This window comes from Roseibium sp. Sym1, from assembly GCF_027359675.1.
Lineage (GTDB): Bacteria > Pseudomonadota > Alphaproteobacteria > Rhizobiales > Stappiaceae > Roseibium.
The window spans coordinates 5,997,796-6,015,052 of sequence record NZ_CP114786.1; the positions used below are offsets into that span (position 1 = coordinate 5,997,796).

Annotated in this window: 16 protein-coding genes; 7 read left to right on the plus strand and 9 right to left on the minus strand. The window is 62.8% G+C overall.

The window, feature by feature from the left end; genetic code table 11:
* Positions 1-10 precede the first annotated feature (10 nt).
* Positions 11-571, plus strand: coding sequence for a PAS and helix-turn-helix domain-containing protein (locus O6760_RS27775; protein ID WP_269582896.1), 561 nt, complete (start codon positions 11-13; stop codon positions 569-571).
* A gap of 218 nt (positions 572-789) precedes the next feature.
* Here the strand turns inward: O6760_RS27775 and O6760_RS27780 are convergent, their stop codons facing one another.
* The 6 genes from O6760_RS27780 to O6760_RS27805 all read right to left on the minus strand — a co-directional run bounded on the left by O6760_RS27780 (position 790) and on the right by O6760_RS27805 (position 7,636).
* Positions 790-1,644, minus strand: coding sequence for a fumarylacetoacetate hydrolase family protein (locus tag O6760_RS27780; protein ID WP_269582897.1), 855 nt, complete (start codon positions 1,642-1,644; stop codon positions 790-792).
* 76 nt (positions 1,645-1,720) lie between these two features.
* The gene (locus tag O6760_RS27785; protein ID WP_269582898.1) at positions 1,721-2,665 is read right to left on the minus strand and encodes an ABC transporter substrate-binding protein; all 945 of its coding nucleotides are present in this window, start codon (positions 2,663-2,665) and stop codon (positions 1,721-1,723) included.
* An 80-nt stretch (positions 2,666-2,745) separates the two neighbouring features.
* Positions 2,746-3,750: an ABC transporter permease gene (locus O6760_RS27790; RefSeq protein ID WP_269582899.1), complete on the minus strand. Its 1,005-nt coding sequence runs from the start codon at positions 3,748-3,750 to the stop codon at positions 2,746-2,748.
* Positions 3,747-5,273 (minus strand): sugar ABC transporter ATP-binding protein, encoded by a 1,527-nt coding sequence (locus O6760_RS27795; RefSeq protein WP_269582900.1) that lies wholly within the window; start codon positions 5,271-5,273, stop codon positions 3,747-3,749. Before O6760_RS27795 ends, O6760_RS27790 begins: the two co-directional genes overlap by 4 nt.
* A gap of 35 nt (positions 5,274-5,308) precedes the next feature.
* Positions 5,309-6,058 carry an SDR family oxidoreductase gene (locus O6760_RS27800; RefSeq protein WP_269582901.1) on the minus strand — a complete coding sequence of 250 codons (750 nt, stop codon included), beginning with the start codon at positions 6,056-6,058 and terminating at the stop codon, positions 5,309-5,311.
* A 51-nt stretch (positions 6,059-6,109) separates the two neighbouring features.
* Entirely contained in the window at positions 6,110-7,636 is a 1,527-nt protein-coding gene (locus O6760_RS27805; protein ID WP_269582902.1) for a UxaA family hydrolase, read from the minus strand.
* Between the two features lie 106 nt (positions 7,637-7,742).
* Here O6760_RS27805 and O6760_RS27810 point away from each other — a divergent pair, with 106 nt between their 5' ends.
* The 4 genes from O6760_RS27810 (at position 7,743) to O6760_RS27825 (ending at position 10,848) form a co-directional block, all read left to right on the plus strand.
* Positions 7,743-8,456, plus strand: coding sequence for a GntR family transcriptional regulator (locus tag O6760_RS27810; protein ID WP_269582903.1), 714 nt, complete (start codon positions 7,743-7,745; stop codon positions 8,454-8,456).
* 70 nt (positions 8,457-8,526) lie between these two features.
* Complete coding sequence (locus O6760_RS27815) at positions 8,527-9,579, plus strand: aldo/keto reductase (protein WP_269582904.1); 1,053 nt, start codon at positions 8,527-8,529, stop codon at positions 9,577-9,579.
* Complete coding sequence (locus tag O6760_RS27820) at positions 9,569-10,000, plus strand: RbsD/FucU family protein (protein ID WP_269582905.1); 432 nt, start codon at positions 9,569-9,571, stop codon at positions 9,998-10,000. The genes O6760_RS27815 and O6760_RS27820 overlap by 11 nt, the downstream gene beginning before the upstream one ends.
* On the plus strand, positions 9,997-10,848 hold the full coding sequence (locus O6760_RS27825; protein ID WP_269582906.1) for an amidohydrolase family protein: 852 nt from the start codon (positions 9,997-9,999) through the stop codon (positions 10,846-10,848). Before O6760_RS27820 ends, O6760_RS27825 begins: the two co-directional genes overlap by 4 nt.
* Positions 10,849-11,162: 314 nt before the next feature.
* Here the strand turns inward: O6760_RS27825 and O6760_RS27830 are convergent, their stop codons facing one another.
* Positions 11,163-13,520 (minus strand): 1-deoxy-D-xylulose-5-phosphate synthase N-terminal domain-containing protein, encoded by a 2,358-nt coding sequence (locus O6760_RS27830; protein WP_269582907.1) that lies wholly within the window; start codon positions 13,518-13,520, stop codon positions 11,163-11,165.
* A gap of 126 nt (positions 13,521-13,646) precedes the next feature.
* Between O6760_RS27830 and O6760_RS27835 the strand changes: the two genes are divergently transcribed.
* Complete coding sequence (locus O6760_RS27835) at positions 13,647-14,117, plus strand: Lrp/AsnC family transcriptional regulator (protein ID WP_442969837.1); 471 nt, start codon at positions 13,647-13,649, stop codon at positions 14,115-14,117.
* 180 nt (positions 14,118-14,297) lie between these two features.
* On the opposite strand, the gene O6760_RS27840 is transcribed toward O6760_RS27835, so the two are convergent.
* Positions 14,298-15,500, minus strand: coding sequence for a methionine gamma-lyase (locus O6760_RS27840; protein WP_269582908.1), 1,203 nt, complete (start codon positions 15,498-15,500; stop codon positions 14,298-14,300).
* Between the two features lie 113 nt (positions 15,501-15,613).
* On the opposite strand from O6760_RS27840, the gene O6760_RS27845 reads away from it, so the two are divergent.
* Positions 15,614-16,072: an Lrp/AsnC family transcriptional regulator gene (locus O6760_RS27845; RefSeq protein ID WP_269582909.1), complete on the plus strand. Its 459-nt coding sequence runs from the start codon at positions 15,614-15,616 to the stop codon at positions 16,070-16,072.
* A gap of 42 nt (positions 16,073-16,114) precedes the next feature.
* On the opposite strand, the gene O6760_RS27850 is transcribed toward O6760_RS27845, so the two are convergent.
* Positions 16,115-17,248, minus strand: coding sequence for an alginate O-acetyltransferase AlgX-related protein (locus O6760_RS27850; protein WP_269582910.1), 1,134 nt, complete (start codon positions 17,246-17,248; stop codon positions 16,115-16,117).
* Between the last annotated feature and the right edge of the window lie 9 nt (positions 17,249-17,257).

Sequence of the window (17,257 nt, forward strand, 5' to 3'; positions counted from 1 at the left end):
ACCCAATCACATGCACGATCTCGATCAGCTCGCCTTCGATCACGCCCCCATGGGCCTTGCGCTCACCGAGGACCGGATCATCCGCACCTGCAACGGCACCTTTGCCGAGATGTTCGGCTACCGGAAGGAGGACCTGATCGGCCAGAGTTTCCGCCGGCTCTACGGCACCGACCAGGAATTCCACCAGATCCGCGATATCGGCCTTGAACCCCTGCGCCGGTCCCTGCCCTATACGGACGAGCGCCTGATGCAACGCGCCGACGGCTCCCGGATCTGGTGCCGGTTCCGGGCCCGCACGCTGACACCCGAAGCGCCGCTCAGGCGCATCGTGCTGAGCTTTGCCCTGATCGACAATGCCAGCGCCGGTCCGAAACTCACCCCGCGCGAGCGCGAGGTTCTCCTGCTGCTGTCCAAGGGCCAGACCAGCAAAGAAATGGGCCGCGTTCTCGGCCTGTCACCGCGCACGGTCGAGGACGTCCGCGCGCGGCTCTTGAAGAAGTTTCAGGTGAAAAGCGTCGCGGTGCTTCTGGCGCGGCTGTCCGGGCATCAGGCGGGCAAAGGGGGGCGGTAAGAGACGACTAGGCAATCGGCCACAGCTACAAACCCAGGGGTCACCCCGGACGAGCGAAGCGAAGATCCGGGGCCCAATCATTTCCAGAGCGCCGACCGTTTTGAGGTCAGTGCCCTGAAGGGCCAATCCTGATCGCAAGTGGCAATGCGAGTAGGCCCCGGGTCTCGCGTTGCTCGCCCGGGGTGACACCCAAAAAACGACAAGGTGTGGTTGGCGCCTCAGGCTTTCGTCACCTTCTGGGTCTGAACACCCAGCTTGTCGATGCCCAGTTTCATGACCTCGCCGCCCTCCAGATAAACCGGCGGCTTGCAGCCCATGCCGACGCCGGGAGGGGTGCCGGTGGAGATGACATCGCCCGGCTGCAGGCTCATGAAGCGGCTGAGATAGGAAATCAGGAACGGGACCCGGTAGACCATCGTCTTGGTGGATCCGTTCTGGTAGCGCTTGCCGTCGACTTCCAGCCACATGCCGAGATCGTCGAAGTTGCCGACCTCGTCCGGCGTCACCAGCCAGGGTCCGGTCGGACCGAAGGTGTCGCAGCCCTTGCCCTTGTCCCATGTGCCGGAGCGTTCGATCTGGAATTCACGTTCGGAGACATCATTGACGACGCAGAAGCCGGCGACATGGTCCATCGCATCGGCTTCGTCGATATAGGCGCCACCCTTGCCGATCACGACGCCAAGCTCGACTTCCCAGTCGGTCTTTTCAGAGCCGCGCGGGATCTTCACATCGTCGTCCGGACCGACAATGGCAGAGGTCCACTTGTTGAAGACGACGGGTTCGGGCGGTACGTCCATGCCGGATTCCGCGGCGTGGTCCGCGTAGTTGAGGCCGATGCAGATGAACTTGCCGATGGCACCGACACACGGGCCGAGACGCAGGTCCTGCTGCGGCACACCGTCGACGAGCGGAAGCCCGGCGATGTCCAGCCCGCGCAGCCGCTCCATGGTCTCCGGCAAAAGCGCGTCACCCGCTACGTCAGGGATAACGGAAGACAGGTCGCGCACCCTGTTGTCGGCATCGAGAACACCGGGCTTTTCCTGTCCCGGGGCACCAAATCTCAGCAATTTCATGAAATACCGTCCTTGAATTGTTGGAGCCCGGTCACTCGCGCAACCGGGCTCTTTCCAGAGTTACACCCTATATCGCTCAGTCGTACAAGACAGCAGCGATCTTCGGGTCGTCAATGTTGGATTTGTCGTAGTAGTAGAAGCCGGTGTCGATATGGCCCGGAACCTCCTTGCCCTGGGACGCTTCGAGCGCCGCCTTGACGGTCTCGTAGCCGATGCCGACCGGGTTCTGGGTGATCGCGCCGGCCATCACGCCGTTGCGGATCGCGTCCTTCTGCGCCTTGCCGCTGTCATAGCCGATGATGACGATGTCGGACTTGCCCATTTCGGTGACGCCGTTGACAACACCCAGGGCCGAGCCTTCGTTGGCACCGAAGATGCCTTTCAGGTCCGGATTGGCCGTCAGGATCGCCTTGGTGAGTTCCGTCGACTTCAGGTGATCACCGCCGCCATACTGCACGGTCACAACTTCAATGTCCGGGTGCTTGTCCTTGATCTGATTGGCAAAACCGTCAACGCGGTCGATGCCGGTGCGGCTGGTCTGGTCATGGGCGATGATGGCAACCTTGCCGGCACCGCCGATGAGTTCAGCCATCTTGTCGGCCGCAAGCGCCGCGGCGGCGACGTTGTCGGTGGACGCGGTGGTCACCGGGATGTCGCTGTCGACGCCGCTGTCGAAGGCAATCACCGGAATGCCGTTTTCCTGGGCCTGCCTCAAGAGTGGGATCGCGGCCTGGCTGTCCAGCGCGGCAAAGCCGATCGCGGTCGGGTTCTTGGCAAGGGCGGCGGCGAGCATGTCGATCTGGCGGTCGACCATGGTCTCGTTGTCCGGGCCCTCGAAGGTGATGGCCACGCCGAATTCTTCGGCTGCCTGGTCGGCACCGGCCTTCACGGCCTGCCAGAACTGGTGCTGGAAGCCCTTGGAAATCAGCGGAATGTAGGTTTCCTGGGCATTGGCGATGTTCCCGGACAGCATCAGCGCGACTGCGCTGGCGGCTCCGATGAGGGTACGTCTGTTCAGCATTTTCCTCTCCTTTGGTTGATCCGGACGAAAGGTCCGGTACGCGGGGTGTGGACACCCTCTTGTTGGTTGGTTGGTGAAACTCAGGCCTTGCGCTTGCGCACCATGTCCGCATAGACGGCCAGGATGATGATTGCGCCGGTGACCACCGTCTGCCATTCCTGGGCGACGGAGAGCACCCGCAGCCCGTTGGTCAGGACGGCCATGATCAGGGCCCCGATGAGGGTGCCGAGCACTGTGCCGCGCCCGCCGCTGAGCGACGTGCCCCCGATCACGACCGCCGCGATGGCTTCCAGTTCGTAGCCGAGGCCCAGCGCCGGCTGGGCGGAATTGAGCCGTGAGGCGATCAGGATGCCGGCAATGCCGCAGATCGAGCCGGCCAGCGCATAGACGGACATCTTCCAGAAATCGGTGTTCACGCCCGAGAGGCGCACCGCCTCCTCGTTGGATCCAAGGGCAAACGTGTAGCGGCCCAGCACCGTGCGGCCCAGAATATAGGCGGCGGCGCCCGCGACCAGGAACAGGATCAGCACGCCGTTCGGGATCGGCAGCGCCGGAATGATGTCGCCGATCAGCGAGCCTCGGGAAATCTGGTCGAAGCCGGGCGTGTCGTTGAAATAGATCGGCCGCGTGCCGGAAATCACCAGCGACAGCCCCTTCAGGATCAGCATCATGCCGAGGGTGGCGATGAAGGGCGGGATCTTCATCTTGGCAACGAAGGTTCCAGAGCACAGGCCGCAGAAGGCGCCGGTCGCAATCGCCGCGATGACGCCCAATGGCAAAGGCATGCCGAGATTGGTCAGGACCACACCGGCGATCACCGCGCAGAAGGTCATCAGCGTGCCGACCGACAGGTCGATGCCGCCGGTGATGATCACCAGCGTGGCCGCGACGGCCAGCACCCCGTTGACCGAGGTCGCCTGCAGGATCGCGATCATGTTCGAGGTCTGCATGAAATTCGGCGAGGCGATCGAGAACCCGATCAGCAGCAGGATCAGGCTGGCAAAGGCGAGCAGTTTCTGGTGCGCGCCGGCTTCGACCAGACGGCCAACGAGCGACGGGCTCGAGGTGGTGTTCACGGCGGTCATTGCTGGTATCCCTCTGGCTGCATGGATGGGGCCCTGAGTGTCGCGAGATGCATGATGTCTTCCTGGGAGGTCTCTTCGCCGCCGGGCAGGATGCCGGTCAGCCGGCCCTCGCACATGACGGCGATGCGATGGCTGAGGCGCATGACTTCCGGCAGTTCCGACGAGATCACGATCACCGCCCTGCCCTCAGCGGCCAGGTTCTTCAGAAGCTTGTAGATTTCCGACTTGGCACCGACATCGATGCCGCGTGTCGGTTCGTCGAAGATGAGAATGTCGCAGTCCCGGTAGAGCCACTTGGCGATGACGACCTTCTGCTGGTTGCCGCCGGACAGGAGCCGGACTTCCTGCCGGTCCGACGGCGTGCGGATCTCCAGCTTGCCGATATAGTCCTGCGCGGTCTTGCGCATGTCCTCGTCCCGCAAGACACCCATCCGGCTGGAGAACCGGTCGAGACTGGCAAGCGCGATGTTGGTGCGCACGTCCATGCCCGTCGCGAGGCCGAAATGCTTGCGGTCTTCTGAAAGGTAGCCGATGCCCGCCTTCACCGCGTCGGACGGCTTGGCAATGCTGCAGGGCTTGCCGTGTACCCGGATCTCTCCGCCGTCGCGCGGGTCCGCCCCGAAGATAGCGCGCGCAACTTCGGTCCGTCCCGCGCCCATAAGGCCGGCAAACCCGAGGATTTCGCCTTTCTTCACTTCAAAGCTGACATCGCGGATTTCCTTGCCGCGATTGAGACCGCGCACTTCGAGGACCGTCTCGGCATGCGACAGATCGGGCACGGCGACCGGTTCGTTGGTGACCTCCCGCCCGACCATCATGGAAATGATCTTGGAAACCGGGGTTTCTGCCGCGCCGACCGTGCCGACATAGGCGCCGTCGCGCATCACGGTCACCCGGTCGGCGATCTGCTTCAATTCATCCATCTTGTGGCTGATGTAGATGATGCCGACGCCGTCGACCTTGAGGCGCCGGATGATGGTGAACAGCTCGGCGATCTCGGCATCGTTCAGCGCCGCGGTCGGCTCGTCCATGATCAGGACCTTCGAGCGGTAGGACAGCGCCTTGGCGATTTCCACCATCTGCTGGCGGGCGATGGTCAGGTCGCCGACCACCGTCTTCGGGTTCATGGTCAGGTTCATGGACCGGAAGATCTCGACCGCCTGCGCGTTCAAGGCGGCCTCGTCCAGACGGCCGAAGCGCTTGCGCGGTTCGCGGCCAATGAAGATGTTCTGCGCCACCGTCAGGTCGTTCATCAGGCTGAGTTCCTGGTGAATGATGCCGATGCCGAGATCCTGTGCCGCGCGCGGGCTGTCCAGGACAACGTCCTTGCCTGCGACCAGCAGTTCGCCGCCGTCCTTGGGATAGATGCCGGACAGGATCTTCATCAGGGTCGACTTGCCGGCGCCGTTCTCGCCCATCAGCGCATGGACTTCGCCGCTGTTCAGCTCAAAGCTGACATTCTTGAGGGCATGGACACCGGGAAACCGTTTCTCGATCCCCGTCATCTTGACCAGACTTGTCATGACACGGTCCTCCCAAACCGCGACGGTGCATCACCTCAGATGGTGACACCTCCGTCGACCAGGAGCGCCTGCCCGGACACGAACCGGCTCTCGTCGGACAACAGGTAGACGACCATCGGGGTCAGGTCGTCGACGGTTGCCAGCCGGCCCATGGGCTGGCGGGCAATGAAGTTCTTCTCCGCCTCGACCGGATCCGGCGCAGCAGCAATCCGTCCGCGCAGGGACGGCGTGTCGACCGTTCCCGGGCAAAGCGCGTTGCAGCGAATGCCTTCGGCGACGAAGTCGGCTGCGACGCCCTTGGTCAGGCCGATCACCGCGGCTTTTGTGGCACCGTAGAGCGTACGCACGGGAAAGCCTTTCAGGGACGAGGCCATCGACGACATGTTCAGGATGGACGCGGTGCCGGTTTCCTTCGCACGGGCCCTCATGCCGGGCAGAAAGGCCTGGGTCATGCGGTACATGGAGCGGACATTGAGATCGAAACTGAAGTCCCAGTCGTCCTCGCCGATGTCCAGAACCGTGCCGTGATGGACAAAGCCGGCGCAGTTGAAAAGGCCGTCGAGATCGGGCAACTCGCGCGCAAGCGCATCGATTGCGGCGCGGTCGCAGACATCCAGCGTGCGGGTCTCGATGTCCGGGGCTTCTCCCGGGAGCGTTGCCAGGGTGCCGGCATTGATGTCGACCGCGTAGACCTTTGCCCCTTCCCTGGCGCAGGCAATCGCGCTGGCGCGGCCGATCCCCTGCCCCGCCGCCGATACCAATATTGTCTTGTCCTTCAAGCGCACTCAAAACCCTCCCGAAAGTCCACGCGTTTCTTTTTCTTTTCCAGTGAGCGCCTACATCACGGCGCCAATCTGCCACGGCACGAATTCCACGCCGCCAAAGCCGAGCTCTTCGCTCATGGACTTCTCGCCGGAGGCCACGGCGACGATCTTCTCGAAGATCTCTTCGCCCTTGGCCTCCAGGCTGACATTTTCCGAAACGACGTCGCCGCAATTGATGTCCATGTCTTCCGACATGCGGGCATACATCTCGCTGTTGGTGGCCAGTTTGATGCAGGGCGTCGGCATGTAGCCGGAGACGGAGCCGCGGCCCGTCGTGAAGACGATGATATTGGCGCCCGAGGCGATCTGTCCGGTCACGGAACAGGGGTCGAACCCGGGGCTGTCCATGAAGACGAAGCCCTTCTTGTCGATGGGCTCACCAAACTTGTAGACATCGACCAGCGGCGCCGATCCGCCCTTGGCGGCCGCACCCAGGGACTTCTCCAGAATGGTGGTCAGGCCGCCGCGCTTGTTGCCGGGAGACGGGTTGTTGTCCATCTCGCCGCCGTTGCGGGCGGTGTAATCCTCCCACCAGCGCACGCGCTCGATCAGCTTCTTGCCCACCTCGACCGACACGGCCCGACGGGTCAGAAGGTGCTCGGCGCCGTAGATCTCCGAGGTCTCCGACAGGATCGTGGTGCCGCCATGGCGCACCAGCAGATCCGAGGCGATGCCAAGCGCCGGATTGGCGGTGATGCCGGAATAGCCGTCCGAGCCGCCGCATTGCATGCCGACGGTGATCTCGGAAATCGGAACCGGTGTCCTGACAGCCTTGTTGGCTTTCTCGGCCAATGCGCGCAGCTCGCTCAGCCCCGCCTCGATGGTCTTGCGGGTGCCACCGGTCTGCTGGATGGTCATGTAGCGCAGGTCGCCATCGGGCCGGATCTTGCGGTCGCCGACCAGGTCGGCGATCTGCATGACCTCGCAGCCGAGGCCGATCAGAAGGATGCCCGCAAAATTCGGGTGCTGGGCGTATCCCGACAGCGTCCGGAACAGGGTCGCGTAGCCCTCGTCCTTGCCGGACATGCCGCAACCGGTGCCATGAACGATCGGGACGATGCCGTCGACATTCGGATAGTCGTCGAGGAACCCGGACTTTTCCGCTGCCTCGGCAATGAACTTGGCCACCGACCCGGAACAGTTCACCGAGGTCAGAATGCCGATATAGTTGCGCGTGCCTGCCCGGCCCGTTTCGCGGCGGTAGCCCATGAAGGTCCGCTCTTGGGATATCGGCGCAAGAGGAACGCAAGCTTCAGCGTGCTGGTAATCCTGGCTGTGGTCGCCCATGCCGAGATTGTGGACATGGACATGCTCACCAGGCTGAATATCGGATTTCGCCTGGCCGATGATCTGGCCGTAGCGAATGACGTTGTCACCGGCTGCAATGGCGCTGCGTGCGATCTTGTGACCGCGCTGGACCTGCCCGGGAAGCGGGACATCCACGAACGCAGCCTTGGCGCCGGCCTCAATGTCCTCAAGCGCGATGACGACGTTGTCTTCGCCGTTCAATAGAATCGAATTTGCGTGAGGTTTCAGCACGAATGTCTCTCCCGGTCCGGCAATTCAGAGCGCCGTTCTGTCTCGACGATTAGCTTGACACGAGAACTGTGTCAACTAACATGTTAGCATTCTAATCGAGATAGCCATGTCCCTCAGCACCGAACCAGATGCCCTTGAATTTCCCTTGCCGGACATCGGCAAACTGTCCGGATCACTGGCGCAGCGCGTTTACGAAGCTCTGCGGTCGGCGATCCTGGCGATGGACCTGCCGCCGGGCACACCTCTGAAAAAACAGGTGATCTGCGAGCAGCTCGGCGTATCGCGCTCCCCCGTAACGGAGGCGATCACCCGACTGGCGGCGGAAGGGCTGGTCGAGGTGATTCCGCAGTCCGGCTCTCGCGTCACCCGGTTTTCCATGTCGGAGATCCGCGAGGGTGCTTTCCTGCGCGAAGCCATCGAACTGGCCGCCGTCGCCAAGGTGGCGGTGGAGCGGACCGAGGAGCAGCTCGCCGAACTGACCCGGAACCTGCGGCTTCAGGCACTTTGTCTGGAAGACCATGACGAGGCCGGCTTCTACCGCGAGGACGAACGCCTGCACGAACTGATCTTTTCCTTCACCGGATTTCCGAAGCTGAATGCGATTGCGGCGACCGGCTGGGTTCAGGTCAACCGGGCGCGTCACCTGCTTCTTCCCATGCGCGGCCGGGCGATTGCGTCGTACGAGGAACACCGGGCCATCGTCGAAGCCATCCGCGAGCAGGACCCCGAAAAGGCGCGCAAGGCCATGCAGGTCCATTTGAGCGAACTTGTGACCCGTCTGGAACCGCTTGTCGAAAGCCGCCCGGACCTCTTCGAATAGCACGACCCCATCGACCGGAACGCCCACGGCAAACGTGGCAGACCGGACAAGAACCTAACGGAGGACGCCCATGAACGCCCTGCCGACGCGGACCCTGAACAACAGGACCGCGCGTAAGATTGACCTGACGGAAATGGGCTTTGGCGGTGCGCCGCTCGGCAATCTCTATCGAAAGGTCACGGAAGACGACGCCCAGGCGGCACTGCAGGCAGCCTATGACCACGGCATCCGCTACTTCGACACGGCACCGCAATACGGTCTCGGCCGCTCGGAAATGCGTTTCGCGGAAGCCATCCGGCGGTTCGGGCGCGACACCATAGAGCTCTCCACCAAGATCGGTCGCCTGCTGCTTGATTGCGCTCCGGAGGAAGTCACGCCGGAAGCCTTTGTCGACGTGCCTCAGAAGCGGATCGTCTTCGACTACAGCTACGACGGCGTCATGCGCAGCTACGAGGCGAGCCGCAAGCGGCTCGGTGTCGCCAATGCCGACATTCTTTTCGTGCACGATGTCTGCGCCTTTTCGCAAGGCTCCCAGGAAGCCAGCGACGCCCGGGTACGCGAGCTCTTCGACGACGGCGGCTACAAGGCCCTGTGCGAGTTGAAGGATGCCGGCGAGATCAGCGCGATCGGCGCCGGTGTCAATGAATGGCAGGTCTGCCAGAAACTGCTTGGCCTCGCCGATTTCGACTGTTTCCTGCTGGCCGGCCGTTACACGCTGCTGGAACAGGACGCGCTGGAAAGCTTCCTGCCGCTCTGCGTGGAGCGCGATGTCGGCATCATCCTGGGCGGGCCCTACAATTCCGGCATCCTGGCGACCGGCGCCGTTCCCGGTGCCAAATACAATTATGCCGACGCGCCGCCGGACATCCTCGAACGGGTGCGCCGCATCGAGGATGTCTGCCGGTCCCATTCGGTCCCCCTGATCGCCGCGGCCCTTCAGTTCGTGCTCGGTCACCCTTCGGTAAAGACGGTCATCCCGGGCGCGGTGAACGCCAGAGAAGTCGAAGCCAATATCGCGCTCTTGCAAACCGACATTCCCGCCGGACTGTGGTCCGACCTCAGATCCGAAACCCTGATCCGTCCCGACGCGCCCCTACCGAGCGAGGCCACCCATGCTGCGTAACCTGCCCCCGATCCTCGGTCCGTCGCTGCTATATGCCCTGAGGGCCATGGGCCATGGCGACAGGATCGCCATCGTCGACGCCAACTTTCCCGCGGAAAGCTCGGGCCCCGAGTGCATCCGCCTCGACGGCATCTCCGCGACCGACGTTCTGGGAGCGGTCCTCAAGGTGATGCCGCTCGACACGTTCGTGCCCGCTCCGGCCCAGACAATGCAGGTCGTCGGAGATCCGGACGCCGTGCCGGACATCGTGGCGGACTTCCAAACGATCATCGATGAGGTCGCCGACAAGCCCGCGCAGATCGATACTCTGGAACGGCATGCCTTCTATGAGGAAGCCGCGACCGCGTTCGCGGTCGTCCAGACCGGCGAACAGCGCCTTTACGGCAACATTCTTCTGACCAAGGGCATCATCGAACCATGAGACTGGATGCCCACCAGCATTTCTGGAAACTCGAGCGCGGCGACTATGGCTGGCTGACGCCGGAGACCGGTCCGATCTATCGCGATTTCGGCCCGGAAGACCTGACGCCCTTCCTTGAGCGGTTCGGCATCGACGGCACCATCCTCGTCCAGGCGGCGCCGACGGTGGCCGAGACCCGCTACATGCTCGATCTCGCGCGCCAGAACGATTTCGTCAGGGGCGTCGTCGGCTGGGCCGATTTCGAAGCGCCTGATGCGCCGGACCAGATCGGCGACCTCGCGAGAGACCCGAATCTCGTCGGCCTCAGGCCGATGATCCAGGACATCGCCGATCCGGACTGGATGCTGCGGGACAGCCTTGCCCCTGCCTATCGCGCCCTCGTCGCGCATGACCTTGTCTTCGACGCCCTTACCTTGCCGCCGCATCTGAAGAACCTGCTGCAGCTTGCCGACAGGCACCCGGACCTGCGCATGGTCGTCGACCACGGCTCCAAGCCGTTTATTGCCAAGGGGATCATCGACGGCTGGGCCGAAGACATGACCGCGATCGCGAACAATACTCCGGCCTTCTGTAAGCTCTCCGGCCTCGTGACCGAGGCGGGAGACAGCCGGAAGGTCAGAGACTTGCGTCCGTATGTTGACCACCTGCTGGAAGCCTTCGGTCCCGGCAGGCTGATCTGGGGCTCTGACTGGCCCGTCTGCACCCTCGCCTGTTCCTACGAGGACTGGATCGGCATCACCGACACGCTGTTGAAGGACCTCAACGAGGCCGAGCGGCAGGCCGTGCTCGGCGGCAATGCCGAGCGGGTCTACCTGTCAAAGTCGACCCGGCAAAGAACCGCCTCCTGAGGAAGCGAAGGCCCCACGCCTAACATTTTGCCCCCCTCTCGCCCTTGTGGGGCAGGGCAATCGCATTTGGCAGAGCATTGCTCCCTCTCCCTGTGGGAGAGGGTTGGGGTGAGGGAACAAACGCCTGAGACCTGCAGAAAAGTCTGCCCCCTCACCCGGACCTTCGGTCCGACCTCTCCCAGTGGGAGAGGTAAATTTGGCGACTGCGGACAGGATGTTTGTCAAATGCGATAGCCCTGCCCTCAAGGTGGGAGAGGTGCGCAAGGGGTGTTGTCCGCAACCCTCAAAGCGCCTCGCGGTCGTCCTTGCTCCCTCTAGACCCGTCTCCCCGGTGTCAGGCCGTTGACCTTCTCGATGATCGAGGTCGCGTCGATGCCGAAATGGCGATAGAGGTCGCCGATCGAGCCGGTCTGGCCGAAATGCTCAACGCCGAGCGGAATGGTCTGATGACCCGCCACGCCGCCGAGCCAGGCGAGCGTCGCCGGGTGGCCGTCGATGACGGTGATCAGCCTGCAATGGGCCGGCAGGTCACCGAGCAGTTGCTCGATATGGGAGCGGGCCGAGGCATTGCCGCGTGAGCGGGCGCGTTGCGCCGCCGTCCAGCCGGCATTGAGCCGGTCCGCAGAGGTGACCGCCAGCACACCGACATCGCGCCGGTTGCCGGCCAGTTCCCCGGCCGCCTTGACCGCTTCCGGCGCGACCACGCCCTGGTAGGCAATCACGACCTCGCAATTCGGCCCCGGCTTGCGCAGCCAGTAGGCCCCGTCGATGGCGCCCTGGCGGAAATCCTCGTCGGCGCGCTTGACCGGCTGTTCGATCGGGTTGGTCGAGAGGCGCAGGTAGACCGATCCTCCCGTCTCGTCACGGAGCCAGGTGCGCTCGTCCGGATCGCCCTCGCCGTCCCGCTGCAGATAATCGAAGGCCCATTCCATGATGACGGCCAGTTCGTCGGCGAAGGCAGGCTCGAAGGCCGCCAGACCGTCCTGGCTCATACCGATCAACGGCGTGCCGATGGACTGGTGCGCGCCGCCCTCCGGCGCCAGCGTGACACCGGACGGCGTGCCGACGATCATGAAGCGGGCGTCCTGGTAACAGGCATAGTTGAGTGCATCGAGGCCGCGGCAGACGAACGGGTCATAGACCGTGCCGACGGGAATGAGCCGCTCGCCGAACAGCGAATGGGACAGGCCGGCCGCGCCAAGCAGCAGGAAAAGGTTCATCTCCGCAATGCCGAGTTCGATATGCTGTCCCTCAGGCGTGAACTCCCATTTGGCGGTCGAGGGGATGCGGTGCTCGATGAAGGCGTCTGCCATGGCGGTGCGTGCAAACAGCTTGCGCCGGTTGACCCAGGGACCGAGATTGGTCGTGCCGGTGACGTCCGGCGAGGTTGTCACGATGCGTTCGGCCAGCTTGCTGTCGCCCTTGGACAGGTCATCGAGCACCTTGCCGAAGGCCATCTGGGTGGAGATGTCGCGGTCCGAGCCAAGCTCGATGGACGGCACCGGGATCTTGTCGTCCGAATAGCGGCGGCGGCCCTTTTTAAAGAACGGCACCTGATCCAGGAAGGCCCTGAGCGCCTCCGCGTTTTGCACCGTGGCGAAAGGCTCCCATTCCTCACCCTCGGCCACGCCCATGTGTTTCTGCCATTCTGCCATCTGGGCCTTGTTCATCAGGCCGCCGTGATTGTCCTTGTGGCCGGCAATCGGCGTGCCCCAGCCCTTGATCGTATAGGCGAGGAAACAAGTCGGCCGGTCGTGGTCGATGGCGGCGAAGGCCCCCGCCATGGTCGCGGTGCAGTTGCCGCCGAGGTTCTCCATCAGGTCGGCCAGCTCGTCGTCGGAGCGGCGGTCGATCAGGGCCGTGACGTCGCCCTGGTCGCCGAGATCGTCCATCAGGCGCTTGCGCCAGACGGCGCCACCCATGAAGGTCAGCGCCGAGTAGTCCTGGTTGGAACAGCCGTCGATCCACTGCCGCAGCCTGTCGCCGCCCGGCTCCTCGAATGCGGCCCGCTGCAAGGCACCGTACTTGACTCGCACGACGTCCCAGCCGAAGGCGTCGAAGATCTTCTCGACCCTGTCGAACAGGCCCTCGCGGACAATGCCGTCGAGCGACTGGCGATTGTAGTCGATGATCCACCAGCAGTTCCGGAGGTCGTTCTTCCAGCCCTCCTGCAGGGCCTCGTAGACATTGCCTTCATCGAGCTCGGCGTCCCCGACCAGGGCGATCATGCGGCCGAGCGGCCTGTCGCCCGACCAGCTCTTGGCAGCGATATAGTCCTGGACGAGCGAGGCAAAGGAGGTGATCGCGACACCGAGGCCGACCGAGCCGGTGGAGAAATCGACGTCGTCGATGTCCTTGGTCCGCGAGGGATAGGACTGCACACCGCCGTAGCCCCGGAAGTTTTCCATCTTCTCGCGGGTCTGGTTGCCCATCAGGTACTGGATCGCGTGGAAGACCGGTGACGCATGCGGCTTGACCGCGACCCGGTCCTCCGGCTTCAGCACGGAAAAATAAAGTGCTGTCATGATCGATACCATCGAGGCGGAACTTGCCTGGTGGCCACCGATCTTGATGCCGTCCTCCTTGGGACGGATGTGATTGGCGTGATGGATCATCCAGTGCGACAGCCACAGGAGCCGCTGCTCGATGGTCTTCAAGTGATCGGTGCTCATGCTGCCCCTCATTCCCGCAGATGCTTGATTGAACGCCACTTTAGTGGGTCACCGAAACCGGATTCTTGCGATTTCCTACCCACTTCAGCTAGTCTTTGGCGAATTCCACTCACAAAGGTTTCTTTCTTGGCGATTTCCGACACATTGGACACGTTCGATATCCAGATCCTGCGAGAGCTGCGTAAAAACGGCCGCATATCGATTCAGGACTTGTCCGAGCGCATCGGCCTCAGCGCGACCCCGGCGGCGCGCCGTCTCCGGAACCTGGAAGACCGCGGCATCATCACCGGATATTGCGCGCTGATCGACGAGGGGAAGCTCGGCTACGAGGTGTCGGTCTTCGTTTCCGTCCAGCTCGACAAGCAGGTCGACGTTACGCTCGACCAGTTCGAGGCGGCGATCCAGGCCTTTCCGGAGGTCGTCGACTGCTGGCTTATGACCGGCAACCGCGACTATCTCCTGCGCGTGGCAACCACCGGACTGGCGGCCTTCGAGACCTTCCTGACCGGCAAGCTCACCAAGGTGCCCGGTGTTGCCAATATCGAAAGCTCGATCCCGCTGCGGCGGGTCAAATCGGGCGTGGCGCGAACGCCCTGACCTTAGGTGATCCGTTCCCCCAGCCTCACAACTCCCTTCCCACAGCGTCATCCTGAGGAGGGCCAAAGGCCCGCCTCGAAGGATCGGCACCTTGTGAAAGAGTAAATGGCCGATCCTTCGAGACGCCGCTGTCGCGGCTCCTCGGGATGACGTTGGAAGGTTGGGCCGGCTCTTTGTGGTTCAGGCCGCCGCAGCCACTTCGCCTTCCGGCAGGGCCTGCGCCAGGTCCGCGAGGATGTCCTCGACCTCTTCCAGTCCCACCGACAGGCGCACGAGACCGTCGCTGATGCCGTGGGCCGCGCGCTCTTCTGCTGTGTAGGTGGAGTGGGTCATGGAAGCCGGGTGCTGGATCAGGGTTTCCGCGTCGCCAAGGGAAACGGCGCGCTGGATCATCTCAAGGGCGTTCATCATGGAAATGCCCGCCTCCAGGCCGCCTTCCAGTTCAAAGGCGATCATGCCGCCCGGCTGGCTCATCTGTTTTGTCGCCAGACCATACTGCTCGAAGCTCTCAAGACCCGGAAAGAAGACCTTGGAAACCGCCGGCTGGGCTTCCAGCCATTCGGCGACTTTTTTGGCCGAGGCACAATGCCGGTCCATGCGTAGGGCAAGGGTCTTGAGACCACGAAGGATCAGGAGCGCGTTGAACGGCGCCATCACCGCGCCGGTCATGTCCTTCATGCCGACGAGGCGGATCTCCTGGATCTGTTCGGCGCGGCCGACCACGAGGCCGGCGACGACATCGCCATGGCCGCCGAGGTACTTCGTCGCCGAATGCAGGACGATATCGGCGCCAAGTTCGATCGGGCGGGTGAGATAGGGGGTCGCATAGGTGTTGTCGACGATTACCTTGGCGCCGGCTTCATGAGCGATCGACGCAACGTGTTCGATGTCGACCAGGCGCATGTTCGGGTTGGCCGGGGTCTCGAAATAGACCACGCGGGTCTTGTCGGTAATTGCGCCGCGAAGGTTTTCCGGGTCGGTCATGTCCACGTGGGTGATGGTGATGCCGAACCTGGTCAGGCCGTGGCGCATGAAGGCGAAGGTGCAGCCATAGAGCGTTTCATCGACAATGATCTCGTCGCCGGGTGCCACCAGGGTCCAGAGTGTCGCGGTGATCGCACCCATGCCGGAGGACAGCGCCAGACCGGCTTCCGCGCCTTCCAGGTCGGCGATGCGCTGTTCCAGGAGGTCCAGGGTCGGATTGGAGATCCGGCTGTAGATATGTCCCGGACGCTCGCCGGCGAATATCTCGCCTCCCGCCTCTGCGGTTTCGAACACGAAGGTCGAACTCAAGTGGAGCGGCGGCGTCAAAGAGGCGTCGTTGGCCAACGGCTCATAGGCGTGGTGGATGGCGCGGCTTGCAAAACCCTTCATGGCACTCATGGCTGTCTCCCAGATCTCAGTGAGAGCAATATGACGGATCCATGAGAGCAATAGATTTCAAATTCTGTCACACCGATATATCATTTTGGCAGAATCTGCCAATAGAGAGCGATATGGACAGAAAAGATCGCCAGATCATCCGCGCCCTGCAACGCGACGGCCGCATGACCAACCAGGATCTCGCCGAGGAGGTCAACCTGTCACCCTCGCCCTGCCTGCGCCGATTGCGCAACCTGGAGACGTCCGGCGCGATCAAGGGGTTTTCGGTCGATGTCGACCCCTCCGCCTATGGGTTGCCGATCACCGTTTTTGTGCGCATCCGGCTGGAGCGCCACAACGAAGACGACGTGCGCCGGTTCGAGCGGCAGGTCCAGACCATCGAAGAAATCCTGGAGTGTCATGTCCTGACCGGCGCGATGGACTACCAGCTGCGCGTGGTTGTCTCGGACCTCGATGCCTACGAGCGCTTTATCCGCACGAGGATCCACCCGATCGGAGGCATTGCCTCGATCGACACCAGCTTCGTTTACGGCACGGTCAAGAAGACGGCCGTTTTCCCGGCTCTGGACTGAACGCAGGGCGCCCGCCCTGCGAACTCCGTCCTTGCCGCGGGATCAAAAATTCGGCTCGTCGAAATAGCGCAGCGGCATTTCCCAGATCACGACCTTCAGGTCGGACAATCCGGCAACCTCCTCCTTCAGGAAACTCTCCATGGGTTTGAACGGCCCCTCGCCCTCCGCGGCAAGATTGATCAGGTCGGCCCGTGTCGCCGCCCGCAGTTGCGCCTCGAAGCTCCAGAGCGGATTGGCCGAATAGCTCGACCCCACAAGGGCAACCTCGGGGCCCGCCTCCTCGTCGGCGAAGAGATCGTCCAGCCCCAGCTCCGCGGCCACCGCATCCAGGCGGGTAACCGGTTCAGCCGGCTGATCGAAATAGGGCGAAAACGCCGAGAACTCCGCGAAGTTGTAGAGGTCGCCCTTGTGGGCGATTTCCGGCTGAGGCTTCAGTTCGTAGGTTGTCTCTTTCAGTCCGGCCACATTTTCCAGCGTTGCGGCGACCGTATTGGCTGCCACTCCCGCGCCGAACACCGTCCAGTGGGTATCGGATTTCAGGAAGACCTTTTCCTGCTCCCTGGCCGCCAGAAAGTCCCGCCGAAGGTCAGGCACCTTGAGATGCTCGATCGCCATCAGACGCCGGCGAACCGTTTCATAGTAGGTCGCGCGCATGGAAGGCTGTTCGATCTTGCCAAGCTGGTCACTGTAGATATCCGCCTTTTCCGGAATCAGGACGGCAACGACCGTGACACCCTTGTGCGTGAGATCGAAGACCGTTTCCTCGACGAAGGCCAGGTGTTCATTGAGGGTCGCTGTCGATTCCCTGTTCCAGGTGAATTCCTCGTCAGAGAACAGCCAGCCGTCCGTCCCCTTGACCAGGCCTTTCCGGGCTTCGTCAAAGACACCGAAGCTGATGGCATTCATCAGGCCGGTCGCAAAGTTCCTGATCGGAAATTCGTCCTTGAAGATTTCCTCAAGCGCCAGGGCCTCGCGCCCCTGGATAATGTCCTGAGCGCTCACCGGTTTTTGCCGGTGCTCCTGGAGTGCCTCGCTGTTCCAGAAATGCACGAAGGCGTAGATGCCGAACATGCACATGGCAGCGGAAAAGAATGTCGGCAGATACCTGACCGTTGTGGCCAGCGGATTGTCGTCCCGAACGGAAACGGCGCCGAGCATGATTTGACGGATATTCATGGGTCAGTC